Origin of the sequence: Sulfuriferula multivorans, from assembly GCF_003851125.1 — a bacterium.
Lineage (GTDB): Bacteria > Pseudomonadota > Gammaproteobacteria > Burkholderiales > Sulfuriferulaceae > Sulfuriferula > Sulfuriferula multivorans.
Map to the genome: position 1 here is coordinate 105,121 of NZ_BGOW01000036.1, position 25,955 is coordinate 131,075.

Genomic DNA, 25,955 nt, shown 5'->3' on the forward strand with positions numbered 1-25,955 from the left:
ACTCACCACCGACAGCGCACGCGCCAGATCCTTGGCGAGATTGACGATCTGGCTGCCCTTGACGCCGGAGGCCGGCTCGATCTCGTAGCGGGTGATCACCGGGCCGGGCAGGGCGGCGACCACGCGCGCCTGCACGTTGAACTCGGCCAGCTTGCGTTCGATCAGGCGCGAGGTGAATTCCAGGGTTTCCGCCGACAGGCTTTCCACATGGGCCGTCGCGGCATCCAGCAAATGCAGCGGCGGCAAAGGGGAATCCGGCATTTCGGCAAACAGCGGCGCCTGCTTTTCCACCTGCACGCGTTCCGATTTGATAATGGTGGGCGGGGGTGTTTCGATGATCACCGGGGCGCGGTCCACGTTGCGGCGTTTCTCTTCCATCACCATCTCGTCACGGCGCAGCGTGGCGGCTTGCCCCACGCGCCGTTCGCGTCGCACGGTCCAGGTCTCGATGGCCCAAAACCAGCTGCGTTCGAGGTATTCCCCGGTTTTTTCCACGACGGTCAGCCAGGAAATATTGGTAAACAGGCTTAAACTGGCGGCAATCAATACCAGCAAGGCCAGCGTGCCGCCGGTAAAGCCCAGTATCCGGACGACGGCTTCCCCCGCAATCGCCCCCAGAATACCGCCCGGGTGCTCCGGCAGCGCCGTGTGCAGGCTATACAGGCGCTGCGATTCCAGCCCGGCGCTGGACAGCAGCAGCAATACAAATCCGGCGCTGCGGATATACAGGGAGCGGCGGTCGGACGCTTCGGAAATCTCCAGCTTGCGATATCCCCACCAGGTGGCATACAGCGCCAGTGCCACCAGCCACCAGGTGGAAAGCCCGAATAACGAGAGCAAAATGTCGGCCAGATAGGCGCCCAAAGTGCCGCCCACATTGTGCACACCGCCTTGTCCGCTATGCGACCAGCCCGGATCGGACTGGGAATAAGTGAACAGGATGACCGCCAGGAACGCTGCCAGCGCGACACTCAGCAGCCAGCCGATCTCGCGCAGCAGGCCGCTGAGCCTGGGCGGGAGTGGTTTACGGACGGATTTTTGAGTATTGCGCCGGGTAATCGACATGGTCGGATAATTTACAGGAATGCAAAATTATAACTTGAACCTTGTCCAGTCCGTGACCATCTTCCATACTGTTTCAGTTTTCCATTCTTCAATCCCGCTACGGAGTACTGCATGACCACAACCCAACACCATCGCCTCATCATCCTCGGCTCCGGCCCGGCAGGCTATTCCGCCGCCGTTTACGCGGCGCGTGCCAACCTGAATCCCGTCGTCATTACCGGCATGGCGCAAGGCGGCCAGCTGATGACCACCACCGACGTGGACAACTGGCCGGCCGACCCCGACGGCGTGCAGGGGCCGGAACTGATGGCGCGTTTCGAAAAGCACGCACGCCGCTTCAACACCGAAATCATTTTCGACCACATCCACACTGCCAAGCTGAGCGACAAGCCCATTTCGCTGATCGGCGACCAGGGCACCTATACCTGCGATGCGCTGATTATCGCCACCGGCGCGTCGGCCATGTACCTGGGGCTGGAGTCCGAACAGGCTTTCATGGGCAAGGGCGTCTCCGGCTGCGCGACCTGCGACGGTTTCTTCTATCGCAACCAGGATGTGGCGGTGATCGGCGGCGGCAATACTGCCGTGGAGGAAGCGCTGTACCTGTCCAACATCACGCGCCATGTTACCGTGGTGCATCGCCGCGACAAGTTCAAGTCGGAAAAGATACTCGCCGATCATCTGATGGAGAAGGTCAAGGAAGGCAAGGTCAGCGTGGAATGGAACAGCCAGCTGGACGAAGTGCTGGGCGATAAAACCGGCGTCACCGGCATGCGCATCAAGTCCACCGTGGACGGCAGCACCAGGGATATCGCCCTGACCGGGGTATTTATCGCCATCGGCCACAAGCCCAACACCGATATTTTCACCGGCCAGGTCGAGATGGAAGGCGGCTATATCGTCACCAAAGGCGGCAACAAGGGCAACGCCACCGCCACCAATATCCCTGGCGTGTTTGCTGCGGGCGACGTGCAGGACCACATCTATCGCCAGGCTGTGACCAGCGCCGGCACCGGCTGCATGGCCGCGCTCGACGCCGACCGCTACCTGGAAAGCCTCGGCAAGTAATCAGCTCATGGCCGGGCGCGTGCCTCCCGCGGACGACGTCGCGCTGTTCAAGGCGGCGGTGGAGGACGCCCGGCCGTTGCCCGAGCACGGCAAGGTCGAGCCGGTCCTGCCGCGCGTTTCGCCCATCCCGCGCCAGCGTATCCGCGACGAACAGCAGGCGCTCGCCGACAGCCTGTCCGACCACATCGCCTGGGAAGACGCCATGGAAACCGGCGAGGAGCTGGTGTTCCTGCGTACCGGCTTGCGCCGCGACACGCTGAAGAAGCTGCGGCGCGGGCACTGGGTGCTGCAGGCCGAGCTGGATTTGCATGGGTTGGTCAGCGTCGAAGCCCGCCAGGAAGTGAATGCATTCATCGCCGGCTGCAGCAAGCGCGGCCTGCGCTGCGTGCGCATCATTCACGGCAAGGGGCTGCGTTCCAAAAACCGCGAACCGGTATTGCGCACCAAGGTAAAAAACTGGCTGATGCAAAAAGATGAGGTCCTGGCGTTTTGCCAGGCGCGCGCGGTGGACGGCGGCAGTGGCGCGGTGGTAGTGTTACTCAAGTCTTCATGAAAACCGTTTTGGAGGAGCACCATGGCAACAATTACCGAATTCGAACTTCCCTCCACCGGCAACCGGACCTTCAAGCTCACGGATGCGCGCGGCAAGAAACTGGTGGTGTACTTCTATCCCAAGGACGATACCCCGGGCTGCACCGTGGAGGGCTCCGACTTCCGCGATTTGTATGCCGAATTTCAGGCGCACCATTGCGAGATCGTGGGCATATCGCGCGACGATCTGAAATCCCACGAAAAATTCAAGACCAAGCTGAGCCTGCCGTTTGAGCTTTTGTCCGACACAGACGAAAAAGTGTGCGAACTGTTCGGCGTGATGAAGCTGAAGAACATGTACGGCAAGGAAGTCCGCGGTGTCGATCGCAGTACGTTCGTGTTTGACGCCGACGGCAAGCTGGTCAAGGAATGGCGTAGCGTGAAATTCGCCGGCCACGCGCAGGAAGTGCTGGACACTGTTAAAACCCTCTAGGAGAAAATCTGAATGCCCCGCAAAACCGCTGCGCTCACCAAGCTGTTTGTTCTTGATACCAACGTGCTGATGCACGACCCCACCAGCTTGTTCCGTTTTGAAGAGCACGACATCTTTTTGCCGATGGGCACGCTGGAGGAACTTGATCACAACAAGAAAGGCATGACCGAAGTGGCGCGCAATGCGCGTCAGGCCAGCCGCTTTCTGGACGAAATCGTATCCGGTTGCGAAGATTCGATCGAAGCCGGAATTCCGTTGAGCAGCAAGAGCCGCAAGGCGGCCACCGGCCGGCTGTTCCTGCAGACCAAAATTTCGCGCATCGACACCCCGCTCAGCCTGCCCAACAGCAAGGTGGACAACCAGATTCTCGGCGTGATCCTGAGCCTGCGCGAGGAGCAGCCCAAGCGCCCGGTCATCCTGGTGTCGAAAGACATCAACATGCGCATCAAGGCGCGCGCGCTGGGTTTGCCTGCGGAGGACTACTTCAACGACAAGGTACTCGAAGACACCGACCTGCTCTATGCCGGGGTGCGCGAACTGCCGGAAGATTTCTGGGACAAGCACGGCAAGGGGATCGAATCCTGGCAGGCCGACGGCCACACCTGGTATCGCGTCAAGGGGCCGCTGGTCAGCCATCTGTTGGTCAACGAATTCGTCTATCAGGAGGGCAGCAATCCGCTCTATGCCATTGTCCGGTCCGTTGATGGCAATGTCGCCGAGTTTCAGACCATCAAGGACTACAGCCACCAGAAAAACAACGTGTGGGGCATTACCGCGCGTAACCGCGAACAGAATTTCGCGCTCAATGTGCTGATGGATCCGGAGGTCGATTTCGTCACCCTGCTGGGCCAGGCCGGCACTGGTAAAACCCTGCTCACACTGGCCGCCGGGCTGATGCAGACGCTGGAGCACAAGCGCTATTCGGAAATCATCATGACCCGCGTGACCGTGCCGGTGGGCGAGGATATCGGCTTCCTGCCCGGTACCGAAGAAGAAAAAATGACGCCGTGGATGGGTGCGCTGGAAGATAACCTCGATGTGCTCAACAAGACTGATGACAGCGCCGGCGACTGGGGGCGCGCCGCCACCCAGGACCTGATCCGCAGCCGCATCAAGGTCAAGTCGCTGAACTTCATGCGCGGGCGCACCTTCCTCAACAAATACCTGATCATCGACGAGGCACAGAACCTCACCCCCAAGCAGATGAAAACCCTCATCACGCGCGCCGGTCCCGGTACCAAGGTGGTGTGCCTGGGCAACATCTCGCAGATCGACACGCCTTACCTCACCGAAGGCAGCTCCGGCCTGACCTACGTGGTCGACCGTTTCAAGGGCTGGCCGCATGGCGGGCACATCACCCTGGCGCGCGGCGAGCGTTCGCGTCTGGCCGACTGGGCGGGTGAGGTGCTATGACGCGCGCACTGCTGGCATTACTTGGCTTGCTGGCGTTCGCGCCTTCGGTCCAGGCGGCCAGTTGCCGCGACGTCGTGCATGCGTTTAACCAGCAGTCGCGCCCGCACATTGACGAGGCCGAGCTGACACAGGCCCTGCAAACCCTCAACGCCGATCGCAATACGCGCCTGCCGGATAAATTCGTCACTAAGCGCGAGGCGCAATCCGCCGGCTGGCAGCGCGGCCACGACCTGTGGGAGGCGCCTGCGTTGAATGGCAAAAGCATAGGCGGCGACCATTTCGGCAACCGCGAACGCCAGTTACCCTACGGCCAATGGCGCGAAGCCGACCTCGACTACAACGGCGGCCATCGCGGCGCCAAGCGCCTGATCTTCTCGCGCGAAGGCCGTCGCTTCGTCACCGTTGACCACTACCGCACCTTTACCGAGATCCCCGCCTGCCAATGAAAACCTGCCACCTGCAAAGCATCACCAGCATGAAAAACTTCTACGATCAGATCACGAAGGATTTCGCCTTTCCCGAGCACTTCGGGCGCAATCTCGACGCGCTGTGGGATGTGCTGACCGACGACGTGGAAGGCCCGTTTGAACTGATCTGGGAAAAGCCGGGGGTTACGCGCGATGCGCTGGGGGAGGATTACTGGCGGTTGCTGGAGATACTGGCGGATGTGGTGGCGGAGCGGGAGGATTTTAGGTTGGAGCTGCGGGGGTAATGAGCAGTTAAGCTTCTCACTGTGTAGCCCTCGTTAACCATGTCTAATTTCGAACTTCTGTCCGTTCTAATAGCAACTCTTGCCGCCATCATCTCGTTCGTGTCGCTTTACCGTACCCACCGAACAGCCGAGCAACAAATTGCTTTACAGAAGGTGCAGTCCGACCTGGCAAACCTTCAACACATTGTCTTAGTCAATGAACTGAAAGAAAGACAACATGCAGATTTGCGCGTCACCTTTGCTGAAGAGGGCCAAAGGCAGCTCTTGGTCTTCGAAAACCGCGGCCCAGCGCCGGCGCAAGATGTCGAGTTCGAACTGCTAGTTAAAGCGGGTGAACATAATCCGCTGATTTATGACGTGTTCAACTCCCTATTCCCAATCAAAGTGCTTCGACCTGACGAAAGCGTTTCCATGCTTATCGCCGCCAACCTTGATACAAATTTTCCGCTTACCGGAAAGATGTCTTGGAAGAATAGTGCAGGTGAATCACAGGAACAAGAATGTCAAATTTCCCTATGAGGCCCAACACATCATTACACCAGACATGTGCGAAAAGCCACGCAGGTCGGTGAATTCAGACGTTGTTATACAACCCCATGCAAAAACGGCCCTACATCAGAACAGCATTATTTGTGGCAATTGCCGCAATCCTTTTATCCATTCTGTGCTTCATTGCTGACTACAGGACGGTCGTGCAGCAGCTCAGTCTATTTTCGAGGTCCGGCGCGTTGCTTGCCCTATCCGGCGCAATTCTCGAATACCAACTTGGCATAGGTGCATATCTTCGCAACACCTACACGCCGGGTTCCCCAATCACCATGCTTCAACTAGCTGAAGCGTCCAATCTGTCAGACAAGGAACGCCACCTGCGTGGATTTGCCCATAGTATGGTAGCTATTGGAACCGTAATCTGGGGTTATGGAGACTTGATCTTCAAATGTCTATAAATCTGGGAAGGAATTTGGGAATTTTGGTCAGATGAACACCGCAAATTCGAAGATCCGAAGGTCACGAAGTCTTGCATTAACACATAGCAATTAGCGAATTGACGCGTTTATGCGACGTGTATCGCTTGAACATGGTTTGCCGGGGGTAGCCCGGCGGCTAGTCACCTTTTCTTGTGTGGCCAAGAAAAGGTAACCCAAAAGAAGGCCACCCCACTGCGCCGCCCCTTCGGGATACCTTCGTCTGAACCGGTCAGACGGGGGCTGCGCAACTCGCCCTGACAGCTTGCACAAACCGCAAGCTGCTGCGGAGCTCAAACAGTGCTCGCCTACCCCTCCCGCCTGAGCGGCTCAGCCGAAGCGGCGCAGAAGGGGAACTTCAAAAAACTTGAGTCACGCGCGCTGCGCGTGGTTTTTTTGTTCCCTTTTTCCGCCGCTCGCAAAAAGGGATACGGCCGCAACGTCGCCCTTTCGAGTTGCTTTCATCGCAACTGGACTGTTATATCGGCAATCAGTATATGTGTCATAGCGCACAGATAAACTTTAACCACTTGGGCAAACTAGCCCTGCGAATAACTCGCAACGTAAGTCGCATGAACGACAAAAGGGAGAGCTGATATGAATATGACCCTGATTTGTAGAAACGCATTTTGCAAGACCTTGTTGGCCGCGAGTATTGCAGGCATGGTTGGCGCCGGTACGGTAAACGCAATTGCCAGCGATAAGCCGATGCCGCAAGCCCACAGCGACGGCATGGGCGCAGCCATATCCGATACGGTCATTACCGCGAAAGTGAAAGCCAAGTTGATGGGTGAGAGTGGCCTTAAGAAGTCTGAAATTGATGTCACTACCACCAATGGCGTGGTGACACTGAATGGGTCGGCAAGTAATTCGGATGCCAAGGCTTTGGCAGAAGAAAAGGCAAAGTCGGTTGAAGGCGTGAAAAGTGTCGACAATGCCCTGAAAACACCAGACAGCAGCAATGCCGTGCGCAAGACGAAGCGAGTCGTTTCGGACAGCTGGATTACCACCAAGGTGAAATCCGAGATACTTGCCAACAGTTTGACTAAAGGCTTCGATGTAAGCGTGAAAACGAGTCACGGGGTGGTGGTTCTCAAAGGCACTTTGGCAAACGAGGCTGCGGTCGAACACGTCAAGTCCATTGCGGAAAAGGTGGATGGCGTGAAGAGTGTGGATACCTCGGAGCTCAAAGTCGCGGGTAAATAAGCCGCTACACCCTCCGTTGCAATTGGCAGCCTGGATTAAGGGTCGCCATTTACCTCAATCGGCGGCCAGAGATTCTCGAAGAATTCCTGGCCGCTTATTCGAAGAAATCGGATAGAAAAATTCGGCAAAATTTTCACAAAATTCGGGCTCAGGTCTTGCATTGACATCCTCACACCGAGCCAGCGTGACAAATTCACGGCGTAAATCAGCCGCACTCGTTTCGTTCCAAGGCATGGTTTTCTCCTGACCAAGGTTTACGTCACAAGTGTTACCCCTGTGCCCGGTCTAAAAGCGTACACAAGGGATAACTCAAGACGAAATCCTGCGACTTCGGCGGATACCGGCGCCTGAAGTGACGACAGTTGAAAACCCGCCAGACTTGGCGATTTTGCGAGAGAATCTCCTTCCTTCAATTTTGTGCAACTCAATGAATAATAAATATAAAATTTGAAAATTTGCTGCGGCACAAATCTTGCGGACATGCAGGGTGAGCATTTAACTTAAAAGTCCGCAAGCAGAATGAATAAACAACGCACACCAAGCTTCCAATCTCTTGAGTCCTATCGTGCAGTTCTTGTCGCGGTATTTCTCTTCGTTACTGTTTGGTATCTCACATGGCGGCTCGGAACCATAAATCCGCAGGCCAAGTTCTTCTCCTGGTTACTCTATGCGGCTGAGTTATATGGATTTGTAACGACACTCCTGCATTTGTTCATGACCTGGCGACTGACGGTACGCATTGCACCCCCGGCGTCGCGAGGGCTCAGCGTAGATGTTTTCATTCCCACTTTCAACGAACCGGTGCAATTGGTCAGGCGCACACTGTTGGCCACCATTCATATGGATTACCCCCACGAGACCTGGTTGCTGGATGATGGCAACCGTCCTGAGATGGCCAGCCTGGCGGAGGATCTCGGGGTCCGTTATCTGGCGCGGGAGCGGAATACTGATGCAAAGGCAGGAAATTTAAACCACGCGCTCGCAAACAGTTCGGCAGAATTTATCGCGGTATTTGATGCAGACCATGCCCCACAACAAAATTTCCTGACCCATACTTTGGGCTATTTTAATGATCCTGCTGTGGCATTTGTGCAGACGCCCCAGGATTTCTTCAATCTGGATTCCTATCAGCACCGCCAGCAAACCAGGAAACACACCGTCTGGACCGAGCAGTCGCTGTTTTTCAGGGTGATCCAGCGGGGCAAAGACTACTGGAACGCCGCGTTCTTTTGCGGGAGTTGCGCGACCCTGCGTCGCAGCGCTCTGGAGAAAATCGGCGGCTTCGCCACCGGAACGGTAACCGAGGATTTGCATACCTCCATTCGTCTCCATAAGCAGGGTTTCAAGTCTGTCTATCATGCCGAGCCCCTGGCGTTTGGCATCGCCCCGTCATCGGTGGTGCCTTTCCTGCAGCAGCGGATACGCTGGGGGCAGGGTGCGATGCAGGTCTGGCGCCAAGAACGGGTTCTGACGGGATCAGGGCTGACATTGGCTCAGCGGCTCAATTACTTCGCTTCGATGTTGACTTACTTCGACGGTTGGCAAAAAGGCTTGTTCTATATTGCTCCCGTAATCGTGCTGGTCACGGGCGTGATGCCGATCAGCGCGTTCGGCGCGGAATTCCTGTTGCACTTCATCCCTTACTATCTATTGACATTCTGGGCCTTTGAAGAAGTGGGCAGAGGTTTCGGCCGTTCCATTTACATTGAGCAATACAATATGGGCCGTTTTGCGGCATTTGCATGGTCAACCCTGGGCTTGTTCCAGCGCCACCTGAAATTCCGGGTGACGTCCAAAGACCTTAGTCAGGCGGGCCAGACGGCCACATTTGTTTTACCTCAGATTGCCGTCATCCTTTTGAATGGATTGGCTGTTCCTGTCGGCATATTTTTGTTCGTCTATGCTGCACATCTTCCCCTTACCGGCTTGGCGGCCAATATCATTTGGGCAGGTATCAATCTTGCGCTGGCCCTCTCTGTGGTGTGGTTCTCGCTGCGCCGGGTTTCCTATACTCGTTCGGAGTATCGGTTTCCGATTCCCCTTCCGGCAAAGGTAACGATCAAGGACAGGCTTACCCTTTATGCGACGGTGGACAATATTTCATCGAGCGGCTGCTCCTTCTATGGCGCGTTTCCGCGGAATCTGGAACCGGGTTCTCCCGTGCAAGGCGTGCTCGCCCTGCCAGCAGGAATGCTTCCTTTTCAGGGACGAGTCGTCTCCATTAAAACCGACAAGGGAAACGAATCCCGCGCACCGTCGGTAAGCTGCCATTTCGAGTGGAAAAATCCCCATGAGCGGGACCGGCTGGATCTTTTTCTGTATGGTTCGGACTTGCAGTGGCATCTTCTGCAGTTGTCCGAGCGCGTACTAACCCCGCTAGAGTGGGCATTCAGCCGATTCAGTGAGGATGGGCGCCATCGCATTCCGTCTCCAGCCCACTGGAATACCATGTTGTACGACGTGGATGGAGAGGAGACAGGCCGGCTTGGATTGGTTTCTACCCCGCTGGACAATCAGTCCGAACGGGCCATGATAACCTTCACCCCACTTGCCACCGGCGCGGTTGTGTTTCTGCGTTCCTTTACCCGGACGGAGCAGCGTCGATATCATCTGAAAGTTACTGGTGTGAGACAAATTCAAAGTCCGGTAGCACCTATTTTCTATTACCAGACCGAGTTGTGTGAGGCAGAGACAAAATGCAAAGAAAATTTCGTGACAGCGCCAAGAGTGCAACCCTCTTCCGCTGCATGATGATGCGACTACTACTCGGCACCTTGCTGGCGGGAGCGATGGTGAGCGCCAGCGCTGCGGAGGGCATCACTCTCGGTGGAATGGAGACTGACGGAGCAAATTCCTATCTCTATGCCGGCATACTTGCTCCCGTCGGCCCCGGTCCAATGGGGAATGGTCTGGTTCAGCGGTACTGGATCGATCATGTCGAATATCGTTACGCCAGTGCGGGACAAACAGTCAAAGCCGAGGGCTGGGGTGCCGAGGCGGCCTTGGGTTTTCAGGGAGCGGAGCGAGACCGGTGGTGGGGAACCTACCTTGGTGCTGTCTGCAGGGATACCCGGCTCAGCCCGGATGACCCCAACAGCCGAGCCCGAGGAGAGTCGGTGAGGCTCAAGGTGCAGGCTGAGATGCAGGCCCCCATTGCCGCCAATTGGTCCGCGAATGGAAACCTGAGCTATATCCTCGGCCAAAAGGCATACTGGGCAAGACTTCGTCTACTCACCCCGTTCGGTAACGGCATGCATATCGGCCCGGAGTTGCTCCTGCAAGGCGACCCGAACTACAACGCGCGCCAGTTCGGACTGGTTCTCGCAAACCTGCGCCTTGCTCAATCCATCGACACGGCGATAAAGATGGGCGTCCGCCACACATCTGGCGAAGCAGCAAGAGCCTATTTCGGTATTGAATTCGGGCGGGCTTTTTGACTGCTGGAGGCACAGTGTGTCCAAAGCCGGCGTGGAGCCACAGTCACTGATGCAGATATGGACGCAGGAATGGGAAATGCGTTACCCCAACATGCGCATCAATACCCTGACCCCGGGGCCGGTGGCCTGCTGATCCTACCTCCGAAAAACGTTTCTCTTAGCGATGCTCTGAACAACCCGCCTGTCGCGCAGCGGTAGACGGCTGCACTTCAAATTTTCAAACGGCAGTGCGGAAAACACCGGAACATCGGGAAATCATCGGGCTCACGTCTTGCATTAACACATGCCATAGCTAATTAGCGCGGCTATGCGACGAGTATCGCTTGAACATGGTTCGCCGGGCTGCCCCGGTAAGTAAACATTGGCACGAAGGATGGAAGGCGACGTAAGGGCGACCAACTGCGTCGTCCCTTTGAGGTGCCTTCCTCTAAGCGGTCAAGCGGGCCCTGCAAACGATCAGGGCTGAATCTGAACGTAGCCTTGCTGCACCAACTCGATCAGGCGTGCCACGGCACCTGCGTTCACCTTCACGCCTGGCAACAGGTCATCGTTTACCCAGTGGTGCGCCTTCATCGACACGGCGCATTCCTCCATCTGAACGCCCTGTTTCAGCAACTCGGCGATAGTGCCCTTGTAGGGGTTGCCGGTGTTGACGTGACGATAGGCGTTGTAGGCCTTGTCGTTGAGGGCCATGTAGGCGGCGTCGCCGTGAAAGATGCCGATGATCTTGCCCTTGGTCCCATCCTTCACGTAGCGCTCGGCGAGCAGATGCATGTAATGGATGCCGACCGGCGTGTCGCCAGCAAAGGCAAGGTGGTCCATGTTGAACACCGCATTGGCCTGTTTCAGCGTGATGGGGATGTCCACGTGCAGCGTCGGTTGCGTCATCATGTCATCCGATCTGGCAGCGCATGATGGACGCTGGCTTTTTTCTGTGGAACGATTTCTTGATCATGTTTACCTCGTGCAGTGAACTATTGCCAGATCGGGAGGTATAAAGTCTCGTTGAGGGGCTGTGGATGTCCGAACTTCCTGCCGCAGAAAAATTTCCGGCGCTTAGTCCGGCTAACTACAAACTGAGACAAGGGGTGGCGACCGAAGTTTCGTAAGCGGCCATCCAGGGTTTAAGCCACCGGCTTTAGCAGATGCTTGTTTAGTTCCGGGTGTGCTGTGTTATAGTTTTTTCAATACTGATTATTATAAAAATCCAACAGCCCGTGACAGGACATCTTCTAGAAGGCAAAAGCCTCGAGTGGCTTTTGGAATCCGCCACCGATGCAATGATCATCACCGACCGGGAAGGACTGATCATCCTCGCCAACCCTCCGGTCGAGCGGCTGTTCGGCTATCCGCGCCAGGAACTGATCGGAAAGCCGATGGAAATCCTGCTGCCGGAACGCTTCCGCCAGGCGCATGGCTCCCAGCGTATGGGTTATTTCACCCAGCCGCGCGCGCGCGGCATGGGCACGGGAATGGATCTTCTCGGCCAGCGCCAGGACGGCAGCGAGTTCCCGGTGGACGTGAGCCTTTCCCCGCTCAAGACCGAGCAGGGGCTGCTGGTGATGGCGACGATTCACGACATCACGCGCCGCAGGCAGGCCGAAGAGGCACTGCGCGAGAGCGACGCACGCATGCGGGCAATCTTCGACACTGCTGTGGACGGCATTGTCACCATCGATGAACACGGCATCATCGAACGTTTTAATCCCGCCGCCGAGCGCATGTTCGGCTACAGCGAAGCCAAGGTGGCCGGCAACAATGTTTCCATGCTGATGCCCTCTCCCTACCGCGAAGCGCACGACGGTTACCTCGCCCACTACCTGCAGACCGGCGAGAAAAAAATCATTGGCATCGGCCGCGAGGTGGTGGGGCTGCGCAAAGACGGCACGACCTTTCCGATGGATCTGGCGGTGGGCGAAACGCGCCTGGGCGAGCGCCGCATGTTCGCCGGAACCGTGCGTGACATCAGCGAGCGCAAGCGCGCAGAAGAGCAACGGGCGCTCCTGGTACATGAACTGGAAAGTGCCAACGAAGAGCTCAAAAACTTCGCCTATGTCGTCTCCCACGATCTCAAGGCGCCGCTGCGCGCCATCGGTTCGCTGGCGGACTGGCTTTCCGCCGATTACGCCGACAAGTTCGACGCCGAGGGCAAGGAGCATATGCGCCTTCTGGTCAGCCGCGTGCGTCGCATGGACAGCCTGATTGACGGCATCTTGCTGTACTCGCGTGTGGGCCGGGTCAAGGAAACCGCCCTGCCGGTGGATCTCGACAGGCTGGTGCACGAAGTGATCGATCTGCTCGCGCCCTCGCCGAACATCGCGGTGACCATCGAAAACCCGCTACCCACCATCGTGATTGAACCAACCCGCATCCAGCAGGTATTCCAGAACCTGCTTTCCAATGCCATCAAATACCTGGACAAACCCGACGGCAAAATCCGCGTCGGCTGCGCCGCCGAGGGCAGCGAATGGAAGTTCAGCGTGGCCGACAACGGTCCGGGGATTGAAGAGCGGCATTTTGAGCGTATCTTTCAATTATTCCAGACGCTCACCCCGCGCGACAAGGTGGAAAGCACCGGCGTCGGCCTTTCTCTGGTCAAGAAGATCGTGGAGATGTACGGCGGCCGGGTCTGGGTCGAATCCAGCATGGGCGAAGGCAGCACCTTTTTCTTCACCCTCCCGCGAACTAAAACAGGCATTCGTTCAAACAAAGGAAAAACTTAATCATGAGATTCGCCAATCAACCCATCCTGCTGGTGGAAGACGACGAAGTGGACGCCATGACGGTGAAGCGCGCGCTGAAGGATCTGCATGTCACCAACCCCTTGGTGCTCCGGGAAAACGGCGAGGAGGCGCTGGCCTACCTGCGCGACCCGAACAATGAAAAACCCTGCCTGATTCTGCTCGATCTCAACATGCCGGTCATGGGCGGCATCGAGTTCCTGCAGGTAGACAAGCATGACGATACGTTGAAGGCCATCCCGGTGGTAGTACTGACCACCTCGCAGGAGCAGCAGGACAAGGTGGCGAGTTTCAACCTGGGGGTCGCCGGCTACATGGCCAAGCCAGTGGCCTACCAGCAGTTCGTGGAAGTCATGCGCACCATCAACGCCTATTGGACCATCAGCGAGATCCCGCAATGAGCAAACCGCAGATCCGCGTGCTCGTGGTCGAAGACGATGCGGTGGACCGCATGGCCTGCCGCCGTGCGCTCGCACGGGACGCGGACTTCGAATTCGTTATCGCCGAGGCCGAAACGGGCGGGGAGGGGTTGCGGCTCGCCCACGGTCAGAAACCGGACTGCGTGCTGCTCGACTTCCATCTGCCCGACATGAACGGCCTGGAGTTTCTGGCCGAACTGCGAAACGACCTGGGTGAAATTCCGGTGCCGGTGATGATGCTGACCGGCGCCGACAACGCGTCGGTGGCAGTCGAAGCCATGAAACGCGGTGCGCAGGACTATCTGGTCAAGGATGTGAACCGTCAATACCTGGAGTTGCTGCCCGCCGTCATCCAGCGCGTGCTGCGCGAGCGGCGGATGCTGCTGGAGAAGCAGCACGCCGAGAACAAACTGGCCCAGGCCGAAGCGAAGTACCGTTCCCTGGTAGAGCAGATTCCCGCTATCACCTACACTGCCGCGCTGGATGTATCCGGCAAGCTGCTCTACGTGAGCCCGCAGCTCGAGGCACTGGGCTATTTACCGGAGGAATGGATCGCTGAAGTCGGCGCTCTGCGCAGCCATGTGCATCCCGATGACCAAATACGGGCAGTGGAGGAATTCGACCGCGTACGCGCTACCGGCAAGCCGCTGCGCTGCGAATACCGCCTGCTTGCCCGCAATGGAGCCATCGTATGGTTTCGCGACGAAGCCAGTGTGGTGCGTGACGAAGCGGGGAATCCGCTGTTTCTGCAAGGCATTCTGGTGGACATCAGTGAAAGCAAGCGGGTGGAGAAGGAACTCAGGGAACATCGCTACCGTCTTGAGGAACTCGTGGCAAAGCGCACCAACGCGCTTACCAAGGCGAATGAGCACTTGCGCAAGGATGTCATCGAGCTCAGAAGGGCGGAAGAGGCGCTGTTTCAGGAAAAAGAACGCGCCCAGGTCACCCTCGAATCCATCGGCGATGCCGTCATCACCACCGATGCCGCCGGCAGGGTCGAATATCTGAATCCGGTTGCGGCACAGTTTACCGGCTGGAGCTCCACAGAAGCGCAAGGCCAGCCGCTGCAGCAAGTGTTCAACATCATCAACGAAACCAGCCGGGAACCGGTGGAAAGTCCGGTGGACCGCTGCCTGCGCGAAGGCCACGCCATCGGCCTGGCCAACCACAGCATTCTGCTACGCCGCGACGGCAGCGAACTCGCCGTCGCCGATACGGCCTCGCCCATCCACGACCGGCACGGGAAAACCACCGGCGTCGTGATGGTGTTCCACAATGTTACCCAGGAACGCAAGCTGGCCCAGCAGCTATCCTACCAGGCAACCCACGACGCGCTTACCGGTCTCATCAACCGGCGCGACTTCGAACAGCGTCTGGAACGCGCCCTGGCCAATGCACGTGCGGATGGCGCCGAGCACGCCCTGTGCTATCTCGATCTGGACCGTTTCAAGGTGATCAACGATACCTGCGGCCACGCCGCAGGCGACCAGTTGTTGCGCCAGCTGAGCGCCCTGCTGCTGGATCAGATGCGCAGCCGGGATACACTCGCCCGCCTCGGCGGCGACGAATTCGGCCTGCTGCTGGAGCACTGCCATCCCGAGCAGGCAATGCGCATTGCCGAAGAGTTGCTGCAAGCCGTGCAGCAGTTCAAGTTCGTGTGGGAAGGCAAAGTTCACAGTATCGGGGCCAGCATTGGTGTGGTTCCGGTCACGGCCGCGAGCGAGAGCCTGTCCGCCGTGCTGCGCGCTGCCGATGCGGCTTGCTACACCGCAAAAGGAAAGGGGCGCAACCGCGTCTATGTTTACCAGATCGATGAGGCCGAGCTGGCCCAACGCAACAGCGAAATGCAATGGGTGGCGCGCATCACCCAGGCACTGGAAGAAGACCGGTTCGGGCTGTTCTGTCAGCCGATTGCTGAACTTGTCCCCCATGCCGGGGAGCGCGTCCATTACGAAATTCTGCTGCGCATGCTGGAGCCAGACGGCCGGGTGATCGCGCCGGAGGCATTCCTGGCCGCCGCCGAACGCTATAACCTGATGCCTGCCATCGACCGCTGGGTAGTGCGCAGGGTCATTTCCTGGCTGGCCGCGCAGCCTCCGGAAAGCGAGCAGCGGGCCGCCATCTATTCGATCAACCTGAGCGGCGCTTCGCTGGCCGACCATGCCATGCTGGACTTCATCCGGGAGCAACTGATCCTGAATCAGGTTCCGGGGAACATGCTGGGTTTTGAAATTGCGGAGGCAACGGCCATTGCCAATCTGACCCAGGCTGCCCATTTCTTCCACGAGATAAGAAATCTGGGCTGCCGGACCACGCTCGACAATTTTGGCAGCGCCATGTTTTCCATCGCCAGCCTGAACGTGCTGCAGATGGATTACCTCAAGATCGACGGCTATTTCGTTAAGGACATTGCGCAGGATCGCATTGCGCAAGCGCTGGTGGATGCCATCAACCAGGTGGCGCACGAAATGTCGGCCAGGACCGTGGCCGGATGGACGGAAAGCCCGGCCAGCCTGGGCGCCCTGCAGGAGATTGGCGTGGACCATGTCCAGGGCTACGTCATCTGCAGACCGCGGCCATTGGCAGAATTGGGGAAGGAACAAGAACTTTCCTCCCCCCAATAATAATTCCTCCGCTTCACAGTCAAACGGGGCAACAAGACGCTGCCACCGCAGTGTTTTTTTTGATCGCGGATTGAAATCAAATACTCATCGGAAAAATCGTCGTCTGCATCTCCGGCAGAAGAAGACGGCGAGGGCTGCGCAAACACTCTGGCAACCTGTACAGCCGAAAACTGCTGCGTAACTCAAACCGTACAGCCCTGAATTTCTGCATGCCCCTCAGTCGAAGCGACCCAACAGGATCATTCGGCCTGCACTTCCCACATCAGAAGCTCACATCACAATACTGTTCGCCTGTGCGGCATTCATGTCATCCCCCTGTCACTTCGGAGGAATAGGGTAACTGGCGGAACGCGTCCGGTCTTCTGATCGATATGTGCCGTGTGCCTAAACTTACCGATTTTTCGATACTGACGGGGAGGTCATCATGATGTCTGGAAAAAACTTATTACGCATGTTGAATATTGGTGTTTGCGCGGGGGTGCTGCTCGCTGCAAACATGGCTGCGGCGGACGCGGACAGCGGCGAGCACGATCGCCACGATGGCCGTTTCGAATTCGCGCTATGGGGCGACATGCCGTATGCCAAGAATGGTGATGATCCGAAGATACCGGCTTTGATTCACAGCATGAATTCAGAGCATCTCGCATTCACCATCTTTGATGGCGACACGAAGGACGGGGGGTCGATTTGTACCGATGAGCTGATCGGTGCGCAGGCGATCGAGCGCTTCAACCAGATCAAGGCGCCGACCGTTTATGTTCCCGGCGACAATGAATGGACCGATTGCCACCGCGTGAATAATGGCGGTTATAACGCACTGGAACGGCTCGACTTCATCCGCCGCACGCTGTTCAATGTGGAACAGAGTTTCGGACAACACAAGATGGCATTGGAGCACCAGGGTAGCGTTACCACGCCCTATAGTGAAAACACTCGCTGGTTGCATAAAGGCGTGGTATTCGTGGGGCTGAATATTCCCGGTAGCAACAATAACAAGGTCAACGACGGTGATTGCCTGAGCTCGAAAAGCGTCCGTACCCAGGCCGACTGCGATGCCGATAACGCCGAATACGCCGATCGCAACGCACACAACATTGCGTGGCTGAATGAATCGTTCCAGATCGCAAAGCAGCGTCATGCGGCCGGGGTGATGGTCGTCATGCAAGCCGATCCGGGCTTCGATCTGCCGGAGACGGAAACCGTGAATGAACGATTGCTGCCAGGCTATAACGGCTACACCGCGTTCCTGAATGCGCTGGCCGCCGATACCCAGGCTTTCGACGGACAGGTGGTGCTGGTGCATGGCGATACGCATTTCTTCAAAATCGACAAGCCGCTGTTCAGTCAGGCCAATATGTTGAAGAACTTCACCCGCGTTGAGACCTTCGGCAGCCCTAACGTGCACTGGGTAAAAGTGACGGTAGATCCATCCAGCAAGAACGTATTCCACTTCGATCCGGTTATTGTTCCCGGCAACTAGATATTCATCTTGAACATCGCCTTGCAGCCGCTTTACGCGGACGCAAGGCGCTGCCCTTTGCATATACCTGGCTGTGCCAGGGCGTGTATTGAGCGGACTCGTCTGATTTCAATCCGTTTCGATTGGATGTACGCTGAGGGCTTCCATGCTGCGTAGCCAGCCTACGCGGCTGTTGGATACGCTCTGTTTACCGAGGAGAAGATGATGGCCGTAAACATCAAGGTTTCTGTCTATACCAACAGCGACGATGCGTTCGTTGCATGGGCGCCCAGCGCATTTATTCCAGGGTGCCGCGGCTTCCTGCTGGAGCGGGCGAGCAAGACCCGGGCAGGCGAAAAAGTGGTGCAGGTCGAAAACCGCCTGGGATTCAAAAAAGACAAGCCCAAATCGGGCGATCATGAACCCTCGAGCAAGTGGCCGTTTCAGCGCTTCAACTGGACGGATCATGCGGTCAATGTGGGTAACGAAGTGCGCTACCGGGTGACCGCGATGATCGACGATGGCAGCGGCCGCCCTTACAAAAAAGGCGTCGCGAGCAACTGGACGCCCTGGGCAACACTCACCCCGGACGCGGGCGGCGGGTTTTCGTGTTACTTCAACCGCGGTCTGGTGCTGTCGCAATTTGTCGCGCGTTATCTGAAGGACAAGAAACTGACGCCGGCGGCGTTCAAGGCCCAGCTCAAGAAAAGTGTCGATCCGAAATTCCGCGCGTTCCTTGCCGGCGATCTGGGTGCCAGGCTTCTCGATATTCTAAGCCATGCAAAAGACGGCGATACCCAGCTCCACGCTGCGTTGTACGAGCTTGGGGACACGCAACTCGAAGATGCAATGATCGCGCTCAAGTCGCACCTGCATCTGATCCTCGCCAATGGTTCGGACAAATCCGGCGATGGCAACCGGGCGGCGCGCCAACACCTGAACGATGGCGAGATTCCCACCATCAACCGGTTGCTCAAGTCCAAAGGGCTGGGCCACAACAAGTTTGCGGTGCTGTCGGACGCGAAAGGGCCCAGGGCAGTGTGGACCGGGAGCACCAACTGGAGCACGACCGGCCTGTGTACGCAGATCAACAATGCGCTGCTCATCGAGCACAAAGGTGTTGCCAAACTGTATCGCCAGCAATGGGACAGGCTGCAGGCCGCGTCCCCTCCCGAACTCGATCCGGCCGGGTTTCCCGCAGCGCTGGTCGATGCCAACGACACGCCCCACACACTCTCGGTCGGCAAGGCGCAGACAACGGTCTGGTTCACGCGTACCTCCGACGGCCGCGACATGGATGCGCTGCGCGAACTTATCTCCTCGGCCAAAGATTCAATTCTGTTCCTCATGTTCTCGCCGGGGAAACAGGGGCTGCACACCCTCATCGGCCAGCGCGCCAACGAGACGAACATGTACGTGCGCGGCGTGGTCAGCACGCTGGGTAACGAGACGGGCGACAGCGACAAGAGTGTACTGGACGTCCGGCTGTTGAGCAGCGACAGGAAATTCGCCCCCGACCGCTATACCATTGTGCAGCCGCAAGGGGTCGATACCGCGCTCGGCCCATGGCTGGCAGAAGTCACCCGCAAGAATTTCCTGTCCCAGGTCGGCCACGCGATTGTGCATTCCAAGGTGCTGGTGATCGATCCTCTGTCGGATAATCCGGTGGTCGTGACGGGAAGCCACAATTTCTCCGCCCCAGCGAGTGAAAAAAACGACGAAAATCTGGTGATCGTGCGCGGCCAGAAAAAGCTCGCCCGCGCCTATGCCGCCTATGTCATGTCGGTGTATCAGCACTATCGTTACCGCTCGTACATCCGCGAAATGCTGGCACAGGGCAAGATACCCTGGAGCTACCTGGACGACGACGACCAGTGGCTGAAGGACGAGCTGAAATCCAAGGCGCTGGAAATCGGTTACTGGAGCTGATGCCAAAGGCTAAATGCTTTAGCTGCGGCGGCCACGGAGCACACGGAGTAAAAACAAACTCGCCTGTATTGACCTGTCAGCTAATGCCATAACTGCCCCACGATTGTCTTCCTCCGTGCGCTCCGTGGTTTAGAATTCGGTTTTTCAAATAGACTCCGCCGGCATTCCGGACGTGCCATCAATCATGAACAGAAACGCCTTGCTGGCCGCCGGGGTGACTTCCCTGATGTGGGGCCTCACCGGAATTTTCGTGCGGCTGCTGCCTTCCCTGCCGGCGTTGACGGTCACCGCGGGCCGCCTCCTGATCGCGCTGCTCGTGGTTGTTCCCGTTCTTGGGCTGTTGCGCAGCAGCCGCCGGAGTTTTCGGTCGGCACTGCGGCATCCCGCCGCCTATGTGCTGGCGCTGCTCCTGGCAGGCTATTACCTGCTGGCAACGGCAGCTTTTCAAATGGCGCCGGTGGCAGAGGTCGCGCTGTTGCTGAGCACACCGCCACTTTTCGTGCCGGCTTTTCGCCGTGTGCGCGGCGACATTCCGGGCCGTGCTGAAATCGCCGGCGCGGTGCTGGCCGTTGCCGGAATAAGCCTGGTTCTGGTTCCAGGAATATCCTTCGCCGGCGCGGCGCCGCTTCGTCACCTGATTGGAAACGTGCTGGCACTGGGTGCGGCGGGATTGACTGCGCTATATGCTTACCGATACCGGATTCTGGCCGAACGCGGCTGCGCGCCGGATATCATCGGCGTGTCTTTGCTGACATTCGCTTCAGGGAGCGCCATCCTGGTGCTCATGGTGGGTCTGGCGCCGGGGCCTGCCGGGCTGGATACGCTGAATGGCACATCCGTGCTGGTGTTCCTCGGCCTCGGCGTGCTTTCAACGGCGATCCCGACAATCGGTTTCGCGGTTGCGTCAAAGCGCCTGCCTGCGGTGGTGACGGCAACGATTTCACTGTTCATTCCGTTGTTCGCGGGGATATTCGCTTTCCTGATACTCGGCGAAAGACTGTCGCCCCTGTTCATTCCGGGAGGCATGCTGGTGTTGGGCGGGATTGCCATGATTCTTCGTCAAGGACGAGATGGTGCGAATGATTGGTCGCGCGAAAAGCGCTGAAAAAAGCCCCATCATAAGGATGCCGCCCTTCGCGCTTCATGCATACCGCCCCTAGTATTACAGCCGTTGCTCAAAGCTTGCCCTCACAAGATGTGAGCCTTCATGCAACACCGGTGACGAGCATCGCGCGATCTTTTGCAAATCGAAGGCGATAATCCATGACGATTTTCTCCAGATAACGAGCGCGCCTGGTACCGGTTCCGGCTGCTTGCGTGGGCGGGCCGGTTTGCGTCAAAAAATCACCGATGAAGTCGAAAATCTATCTATTGGCGCCTGGGTGCGACAACCAACCTTGCAGCGGAGCTGCTTGTGGCGCCCGGTATGAAAGTTGCTGGTAGGCATGGCATCCATATCAATACATCCGGCTCAGCCCCCTTTTTTTCAATTCTGTTCGATGATGGGAAATGCCATGTTGGAGCTACCTATGAAGGCAAAGCAAGAGAATCAGCCAATTTGCAGTACCGACGATCTCGGGCTGGCTCTGGAAACGCAACGGACCGCTCCTTACCTGAAGCTGGGCCGCCGCTTGCTCGAAGCCGAGGTGATCACCCCGGAACAATTGGCTAGCGCTCTGGACTTTCAGCGGCAGTTTCCGCAGAAAAAGCTGGGTACGATATTGGCGGAAATGGGGATCGCTTCCCAGGATAGTATCCATCTTGCCATTGCCCACTCGCTCGGCGCGCCGGTTGTGAATCTGGAAGATTTCGACATCGAACCCGAAGCACTTGCCTGCGTATCGGCGGAACTGGCGCGTACTTATCAGGTGATTCCGCTGATGTTGCACCAGGAGCATCTGGTGGTGGCAATGGAAAACCTGCTCGATCTGGAAGCGATCCATACGCTCCAGTTCGTATCTCAGCGCAATATCGAACCGGTATTTGCGCACAAGGTGGACATTAAACAGGCCATCAGTCAGCACTACGATTTCCAGGAACAGGAGCGGGAGCTCGAACAGCTGCAATTGAGCGACTTTTATCACGAAGACGACAAGGAAGTTTGGCGCAAGGCGGAGCGGCTGGCGAACGAAACGCCGATCGTGAAGCTGGTGAGCAGCATCTTGCTGGATGCGATTCATCACCGCGCCTCGGATATTCATATCCGTCCCGGCAGCGAGCAAGTGGAGTTGCTGTACCGTGTCGATGGTGTGCTGATGCACAAGCGCGAGCTACAAAAAGGCCTGCTGCCGGCGATTGTCAGCCGTATCAAAATCCTGTCCCAGCTCAACATCGCGGAGCACCGCCTTCCTCAGGATGGGCGCGCGCGCATGCTGGATGGCGGCAATATCATCGACTTGCGCATTTCCATCATCCCCTGCCAGCACGGGGAAAGCGTGGTAATCCGCATTCTCAACAAGGGAGAAGGGTTGCGCGCCCTCGACGATATCGGCTTTAGCGCGCACGACAAGGTTCGCTTCACCGACCTTATCAACCGCAGCTACGGCATCCTGTTGGTGACCGGCCCCACCGGCTCGGGCAAAACCACGACGCTCTACGCCGCATTGCGCGAGGTGGCGCGGAGCAATCTCAACATTGTCACGGTGGAAGATCCGGTGGAATACGAGTTCGAGCGCATGCGCCAAATTCAAATCCTGCCGGCAATCCATTTCGGCTTTCCGCAGGCGTTGCGGCATATCCTGCGGCACGACCCCGATGTCATCATGATCGGCGAGATACGCGACCAGGAAACCTGCAAAATCGCGGTGGAAAGCGCGCTGACCGGGCATTTGGTGCTGTCTACGCTGCACACCAACGATGCACCGGGCGCGATCACGCGCTTGATGGAAATGGGTGTGGAGCCCTACCTGCTGAAATCGTCGGTAATCGGCGTGCTGGCGCAGCGTCTGGTGCGCCGCAATTGTCCTCATTGCATCGAGGAGGAAACCATAGACCTTCATGTGCGTGAGCAGCTGGGAGTGGCGGCGGATGAGAAATTTTATCGCGGGCGCGGCTGCGAACATTGCAACCATACCGGATACCACGGGCGGCTGGCAGTGTACGAATTACTGGTGATGGACGAGGCGCTGCGGGAACAGTGCGTACCCGGCATCGCGAGCACCGAATTGCGCAAGACTGCGCTGCAGAGCGGGATGGCGTCGCTCAGGGCCAATGCCATCGACCAGGCGCGACAGCGTGTTACCTCGTTGGCGGAAATATACCGGGCCGTACAGTAACCGGGGGCGGCGCGCGCTGGCTATGCCGCTGCGCAACCCCGGGTCGCATGATCAATGCACTGGAGAGCGGAACTTCCTGGCAAGGGATGTGCCCCTGTCTATTTCATGCTGGTTTTGGTAACGTTGAGCGTGAAGACTGATTGTCTCGAGGCTTCAGTATTTATTTTTGACGATTTCAACATGACCTATTCCCATGCCAACCGCCGCTAGTATCACCACCGTCGCCCATGTGATTCAGCTGTCAGTCGGGCCGGTTTTTCTGTTGACCGGCATCGGTGCCATGTTGTCTGTGCTGACCAGCCGGCTTGCGCGTATCGTTGACCGCTTTCGGACGTTGAACAATACTAAAGACGAAGAGCGGATCGTGCATGAACAGGAAATGACGATGCTATTGAGCCGGGCGCGCTGGATACATTGGGCAATCAGTCTCTGCACCCTGTCGGCTCTGCTCATCTGTATCGTGATTGCGGCGCTGTTTGTCGGATCGGTGATGAGTCTTGACCCATCCAGCACGATCTCAGTGCTGTTTATTCTGGCGATGCTGGCGCTGATTTCCGGTTTATTGTGTTTTCTGCGCGAGATATTTCTGGCGACGGGACTCATAGAGAAGTACGGAAAATAGCTGCGCGGATTCCGGATGGAATGGGCTGACGCCTGGCTACAGGCTGGGCAGTTGCTCCAGCGCTGCGTGAAGTTCCAGCCAGCGTTCTTCGCCTGCCTCGATGGTTTGCGTTAGTTCGCCCTGGCGCTTGAGCAGACCATGCAGCAGCGCGCGCTGGCTGGCTTCGTATAATTCCGTATCGGCCAGACGCTGGTCCAGCTGTGCTTTTTCGCTTTGCCAGCCGGCCAGTTTCTTTTCCAGTTGTTCCAGTTCTTTCACCAGCGGGCGGCGTTTGGCCAGCACCGCCTGGCGGTCGGCCTGCGTGGCGGCGCGCTGCTCGCGGCGCACGGCTTTTTCCGGGCTGGCATTGGCGGCGGATTGTTGGATGCGCTGCTGGTTGAGCCAGTCGCGATAGTCGTCGAGGTCGCCGTCGAAAGCGGGTGCGCCGCCGTCCGCCACCAGCAGGAAACGGTCGCAGGTGGCGCGCAGCAGGGAGCGGTCGTGCGACACCAGCACCACGCCGCCATCGAATTCCTGCAAGGCGAGATTGAGCGCGTGGCGCATTTCCATGTCGAGGTGGTTGGTGGGCTCGTCGAGCAGCAGCAGGTTGGGGCGCTGCCAGATCAGCAGCGCCAGCGCCAGACGCGATTTCTCGCCGCCGGAGAAGGGTCCGCACGGCGCTTGCGCCATGTCGCCGCGAAAATCGAAGCCGCCGAGAAAATCGCGCAATTCCTGCTCGCGCGTTTGCGGAGCCAGGCGCAGCATGTGCTGCAGCGGTGATTCATCCGGGCGCAACTGCTCCAGCTGGTGCTGGGCGAAGTAGCCGATGGCCAGCCCCTTGCCCTCGCTGCGCGTGCCGGTCAGCGGCTTGATCTCCCCCGCCAGCAGTTTGATGAGGGTGGATTTGCCCGCGCCGTTGCGACCCAGCAGGCCGATGCGTTCGCCCGGGCGCAAGGTGAGTTCGATGTTGGACAAGATCGGCTGCGTGCCATAACCCACGCTTGCTTCGCGCAAATCCAGCAGCGGATCGGGTGCGCTGGCCGGCTCGCGGAAGCGAAAGGTGAACGGCGAATCAACGTGCGCGGCGGTCACGTCTTCCATCCGCGCCAGCGCCTTGATGCGACTTTGCGCCTGGCGCGCCTTGGTGGCCTTGGCGCGGAAACGCTCGACAAAACTTTCCAGATGCGCGCGTTCGCGTTGCTGTTTTTCAAACAGGGATTGCTGCACTGCCAGCTGGGCGGCGCGCTGGCGCTCGAAATCCGAATAGCCGCCGGTGTAGAGCTTGAGCACGCGGTTTTCGATATGGATGATATGGGTGACCACCGCGTCTAGAAAATCGCGGTCGTGCGAGATCAGCAACAGCGTGCCGGGGTAGCTCTTGAGCCAGCCTTCCAGCCAGATCACCGCGTCCAGATCGAGGTGGTTGGTGGGCTCGTCCAGCAATAGCAGGTCGGAGCGGCTCATCAGTGCCTGCGCCAGATTCAGGCGCACGCGCCAGCCGCCGGAAAACGCCGCCACCGGCTTGGCGAAGTCCGCGTCGGTAAAGCCCAGGCCGTGCAGCAACTCGGCGGCGCGGGCGCGCGCCCCATAACCGTCGATCTCGCTCAAGCGCCCATGCAACTCGCCGACCCGATGGCCGTCATCTGCAGCGCTGGCGGCGGCCAGATCGCGCTCCACCTGGCGCAATACCGCATCGCCATCGAGCGCAAATTCCAGCGCTGCCTGATCCAGCGCCGGGGTCTCCTGCGCTACGTGTGCGATCATCCAGCCGGGCGGCATGAACAGGTCGCCCACTTCTGCATGCAACTCTCCCAGCAACAGCGCGAACAGGCTGGATTTGCCCGAGCCGTTGGCGCCGGTCAGGCCGATTTTCTGGCCGGGGTGGATTTGCACGCTGGCGTCTTCGATCAGGACTTTGGCGGCGCGGGCGAGAGTGAGTTGACGCAGGCTGATCACGATTTTTCAGGCAACAAAGCAAAGGCGGCATTGTACGGGGTGGAGGGCGGGGCGTCATTAC

23 protein-coding genes are annotated in these 25,955 nt (G+C 58.1%); 19 read left to right on the plus strand and 4 right to left on the minus strand.

Annotated features, from left to right (window positions below):
- The coding region (locus EI185_RS18250) for a DNA translocase FtsK (RefSeq protein WP_223247877.1) at nucleotides 1-1,065 on the minus strand (1,065 nt) is incomplete at its 3' end.
- A gap of 111 nt (nucleotides 1,066-1,176) precedes the next feature.
- Between EI185_RS18250 and trxB the strand changes: the two genes are divergently transcribed.
- From trxB to EI185_RS15125, 9 genes are all read left to right on the plus strand, one after another.
- Nucleotides 1,177-2,133: a thioredoxin-disulfide reductase gene (gene trxB, locus EI185_RS15085; RefSeq protein ID WP_124705971.1), complete on the plus strand. Its 957-nt coding sequence runs from the start codon at nucleotides 1,177-1,179 to the stop codon at nucleotides 2,131-2,133.
- Nucleotides 2,134-2,140: 7 nt separating this feature from the next.
- The gene (locus EI185_RS15090; RefSeq protein WP_124705972.1) at nucleotides 2,141-2,686 is read left to right on the plus strand and encodes a Smr/MutS family protein; all 546 of its coding nucleotides are present in this window, start codon (nucleotides 2,141-2,143) and stop codon (nucleotides 2,684-2,686) included.
- A gap of 21 nt (nucleotides 2,687-2,707) precedes the next feature.
- The gene (locus EI185_RS15095; RefSeq protein WP_124705973.1) at nucleotides 2,708-3,157 is read left to right on the plus strand and encodes a peroxiredoxin; all 450 of its coding nucleotides are present in this window, start codon (nucleotides 2,708-2,710) and stop codon (nucleotides 3,155-3,157) included.
- A gap of 12 nt (nucleotides 3,158-3,169) precedes the next feature.
- Nucleotides 3,170-4,570 carry a PhoH family protein gene (locus EI185_RS15100; protein ID WP_124705974.1) on the plus strand — a complete coding sequence of 467 codons (1,401 nt, stop codon included), beginning with the start codon at nucleotides 3,170-3,172 and terminating at the stop codon, nucleotides 4,568-4,570.
- A complete protein-coding gene (locus EI185_RS15105) occupies nucleotides 4,567-5,016 on the plus strand; it encodes a ribonuclease domain-containing protein (RefSeq protein WP_124705975.1) in 450 nt (149 codons plus the stop codon). The genes EI185_RS15100 and EI185_RS15105 overlap by 4 nt, the downstream gene beginning before the upstream one ends.
- On the plus strand, nucleotides 5,013-5,282 hold the full coding sequence (locus EI185_RS15110) for a barstar family protein (RefSeq protein ID WP_223247878.1): 270 nt from the start codon (nucleotides 5,013-5,015) through the stop codon (nucleotides 5,280-5,282). Before EI185_RS15105 ends, EI185_RS15110 begins: the two co-directional genes overlap by 4 nt.
- Nucleotides 5,283-5,321: 39 nt before the next feature.
- Nucleotides 5,322-5,801 (plus strand): DUF8453 domain-containing protein, encoded by a 480-nt coding sequence (locus tag EI185_RS15115; protein WP_124705977.1) that lies wholly within the window; start codon nucleotides 5,322-5,324, stop codon nucleotides 5,799-5,801.
- Between the two features lie 77 nt (nucleotides 5,802-5,878).
- Entirely contained in the window at nucleotides 5,879-6,229 is a 351-nt protein-coding gene (locus EI185_RS15120) for a hypothetical protein (RefSeq protein WP_124705978.1), read from the plus strand.
- Nucleotides 6,230-6,844: 615 nt separating this feature from the next.
- Nucleotides 6,845-7,453 (plus strand): BON domain-containing protein, encoded by a 609-nt coding sequence (locus tag EI185_RS15125; protein ID WP_223247879.1) that lies wholly within the window; start codon nucleotides 6,845-6,847, stop codon nucleotides 7,451-7,453.
- Nucleotides 7,454-7,507: 54 nt separating this feature from the next.
- Here EI185_RS15125 and EI185_RS15130 read toward each other — a convergent pair whose 3' ends face one another.
- Complete coding sequence (locus EI185_RS15130; protein WP_124705979.1) at nucleotides 7,508-7,687, minus strand: hypothetical protein; 180 nt, start codon at nucleotides 7,685-7,687, stop codon at nucleotides 7,508-7,510.
- A gap of 285 nt (nucleotides 7,688-7,972) precedes the next feature.
- Between EI185_RS15130 and EI185_RS15135 the strand changes: the two genes are divergently transcribed.
- Nucleotides 7,973-10,204: a glycosyltransferase gene (locus tag EI185_RS15135; RefSeq protein ID WP_124705980.1), complete on the plus strand. Its 2,232-nt coding sequence runs from the start codon at nucleotides 7,973-7,975 to the stop codon at nucleotides 10,202-10,204.
- Nucleotides 10,201-10,890 (plus strand): cellulose biosynthesis protein BcsS, encoded by a 690-nt coding sequence (gene bcsS, locus EI185_RS15140; protein ID WP_189836426.1) that lies wholly within the window; start codon nucleotides 10,201-10,203, stop codon nucleotides 10,888-10,890. Before EI185_RS15135 ends, bcsS begins: the two co-directional genes overlap by 4 nt.
- 456 nt (nucleotides 10,891-11,346) lie before the next feature.
- On the opposite strand, the gene EI185_RS15145 is transcribed toward bcsS, so the two are convergent.
- Complete coding sequence (locus tag EI185_RS15145) at nucleotides 11,347-11,781, minus strand: DsrE family protein (protein ID WP_124705982.1); 435 nt, start codon at nucleotides 11,779-11,781, stop codon at nucleotides 11,347-11,349.
- A 368-nt stretch (nucleotides 11,782-12,149) separates the two neighbouring features.
- On the opposite strand from EI185_RS15145, the gene EI185_RS15150 reads away from it, so the two are divergent.
- From EI185_RS15150 to EI185_RS15185, 8 genes are all read left to right on the plus strand, one after another.
- On the plus strand, nucleotides 12,150-13,613 hold the full coding sequence (locus EI185_RS15150; protein ID WP_262982405.1) for a sensor histidine kinase: 1,464 nt from the start codon (nucleotides 12,150-12,152) through the stop codon (nucleotides 13,611-13,613).
- A 2-nt stretch (nucleotides 13,614-13,615) separates the two neighbouring features.
- Nucleotides 13,616-14,032, plus strand: coding sequence for a response regulator (locus EI185_RS15155; RefSeq protein ID WP_124705984.1), 417 nt, complete (start codon nucleotides 13,616-13,618; stop codon nucleotides 14,030-14,032).
- Nucleotides 14,029-16,674: an EAL domain-containing protein gene (locus EI185_RS15160; RefSeq protein WP_124705985.1), complete on the plus strand. Its 2,646-nt coding sequence runs from the start codon at nucleotides 14,029-14,031 to the stop codon at nucleotides 16,672-16,674. The genes EI185_RS15155 and EI185_RS15160 overlap by 4 nt, the downstream gene beginning before the upstream one ends.
- 424 nt (nucleotides 16,675-17,098) lie before the next feature.
- Nucleotides 17,099-18,154 (plus strand): hypothetical protein, encoded by a 1,056-nt coding sequence (locus tag EI185_RS15165; protein ID WP_223247880.1) that lies wholly within the window; start codon nucleotides 17,099-17,101, stop codon nucleotides 18,152-18,154.
- Nucleotides 18,155-18,355: 201 nt separating this feature from the next.
- Nucleotides 18,356-20,062 carry a phospholipase D-like domain-containing protein gene (locus EI185_RS15170; RefSeq protein ID WP_124705986.1) on the plus strand — a complete coding sequence of 569 codons (1,707 nt, stop codon included), beginning with the start codon at nucleotides 18,356-18,358 and terminating at the stop codon, nucleotides 20,060-20,062.
- A 184-nt stretch (nucleotides 20,063-20,246) separates the two neighbouring features.
- Nucleotides 20,247-21,167 (plus strand): DMT family transporter, encoded by a 921-nt coding sequence (locus EI185_RS15175; protein WP_124705987.1) that lies wholly within the window; start codon nucleotides 20,247-20,249, stop codon nucleotides 21,165-21,167.
- Nucleotides 21,168-21,591: 424 nt separating this feature from the next.
- The gene (locus tag EI185_RS15180; RefSeq protein WP_189836427.1) at nucleotides 21,592-23,337 is read left to right on the plus strand and encodes a GspE/PulE family protein; all 1,746 of its coding nucleotides are present in this window, start codon (nucleotides 21,592-21,594) and stop codon (nucleotides 23,335-23,337) included.
- 193 nt (nucleotides 23,338-23,530) lie between these two features.
- Nucleotides 23,531-23,959, plus strand: coding sequence for a DUF2721 domain-containing protein (locus EI185_RS15185; protein WP_124705989.1), 429 nt, complete (start codon nucleotides 23,531-23,533; stop codon nucleotides 23,957-23,959).
- Between the two features lie 36 nt (nucleotides 23,960-23,995).
- On the opposite strand, the gene EI185_RS15190 is transcribed toward EI185_RS15185, so the two are convergent.
- Nucleotides 23,996-25,894, minus strand: a complete 1,899-nt coding sequence (locus EI185_RS15190) for an ATP-binding cassette domain-containing protein (protein ID WP_124705990.1) — start codon at nucleotides 25,892-25,894, stop codon at nucleotides 23,996-23,998.
- Between the last annotated feature and the right edge of the window lie 61 nt (nucleotides 25,895-25,955).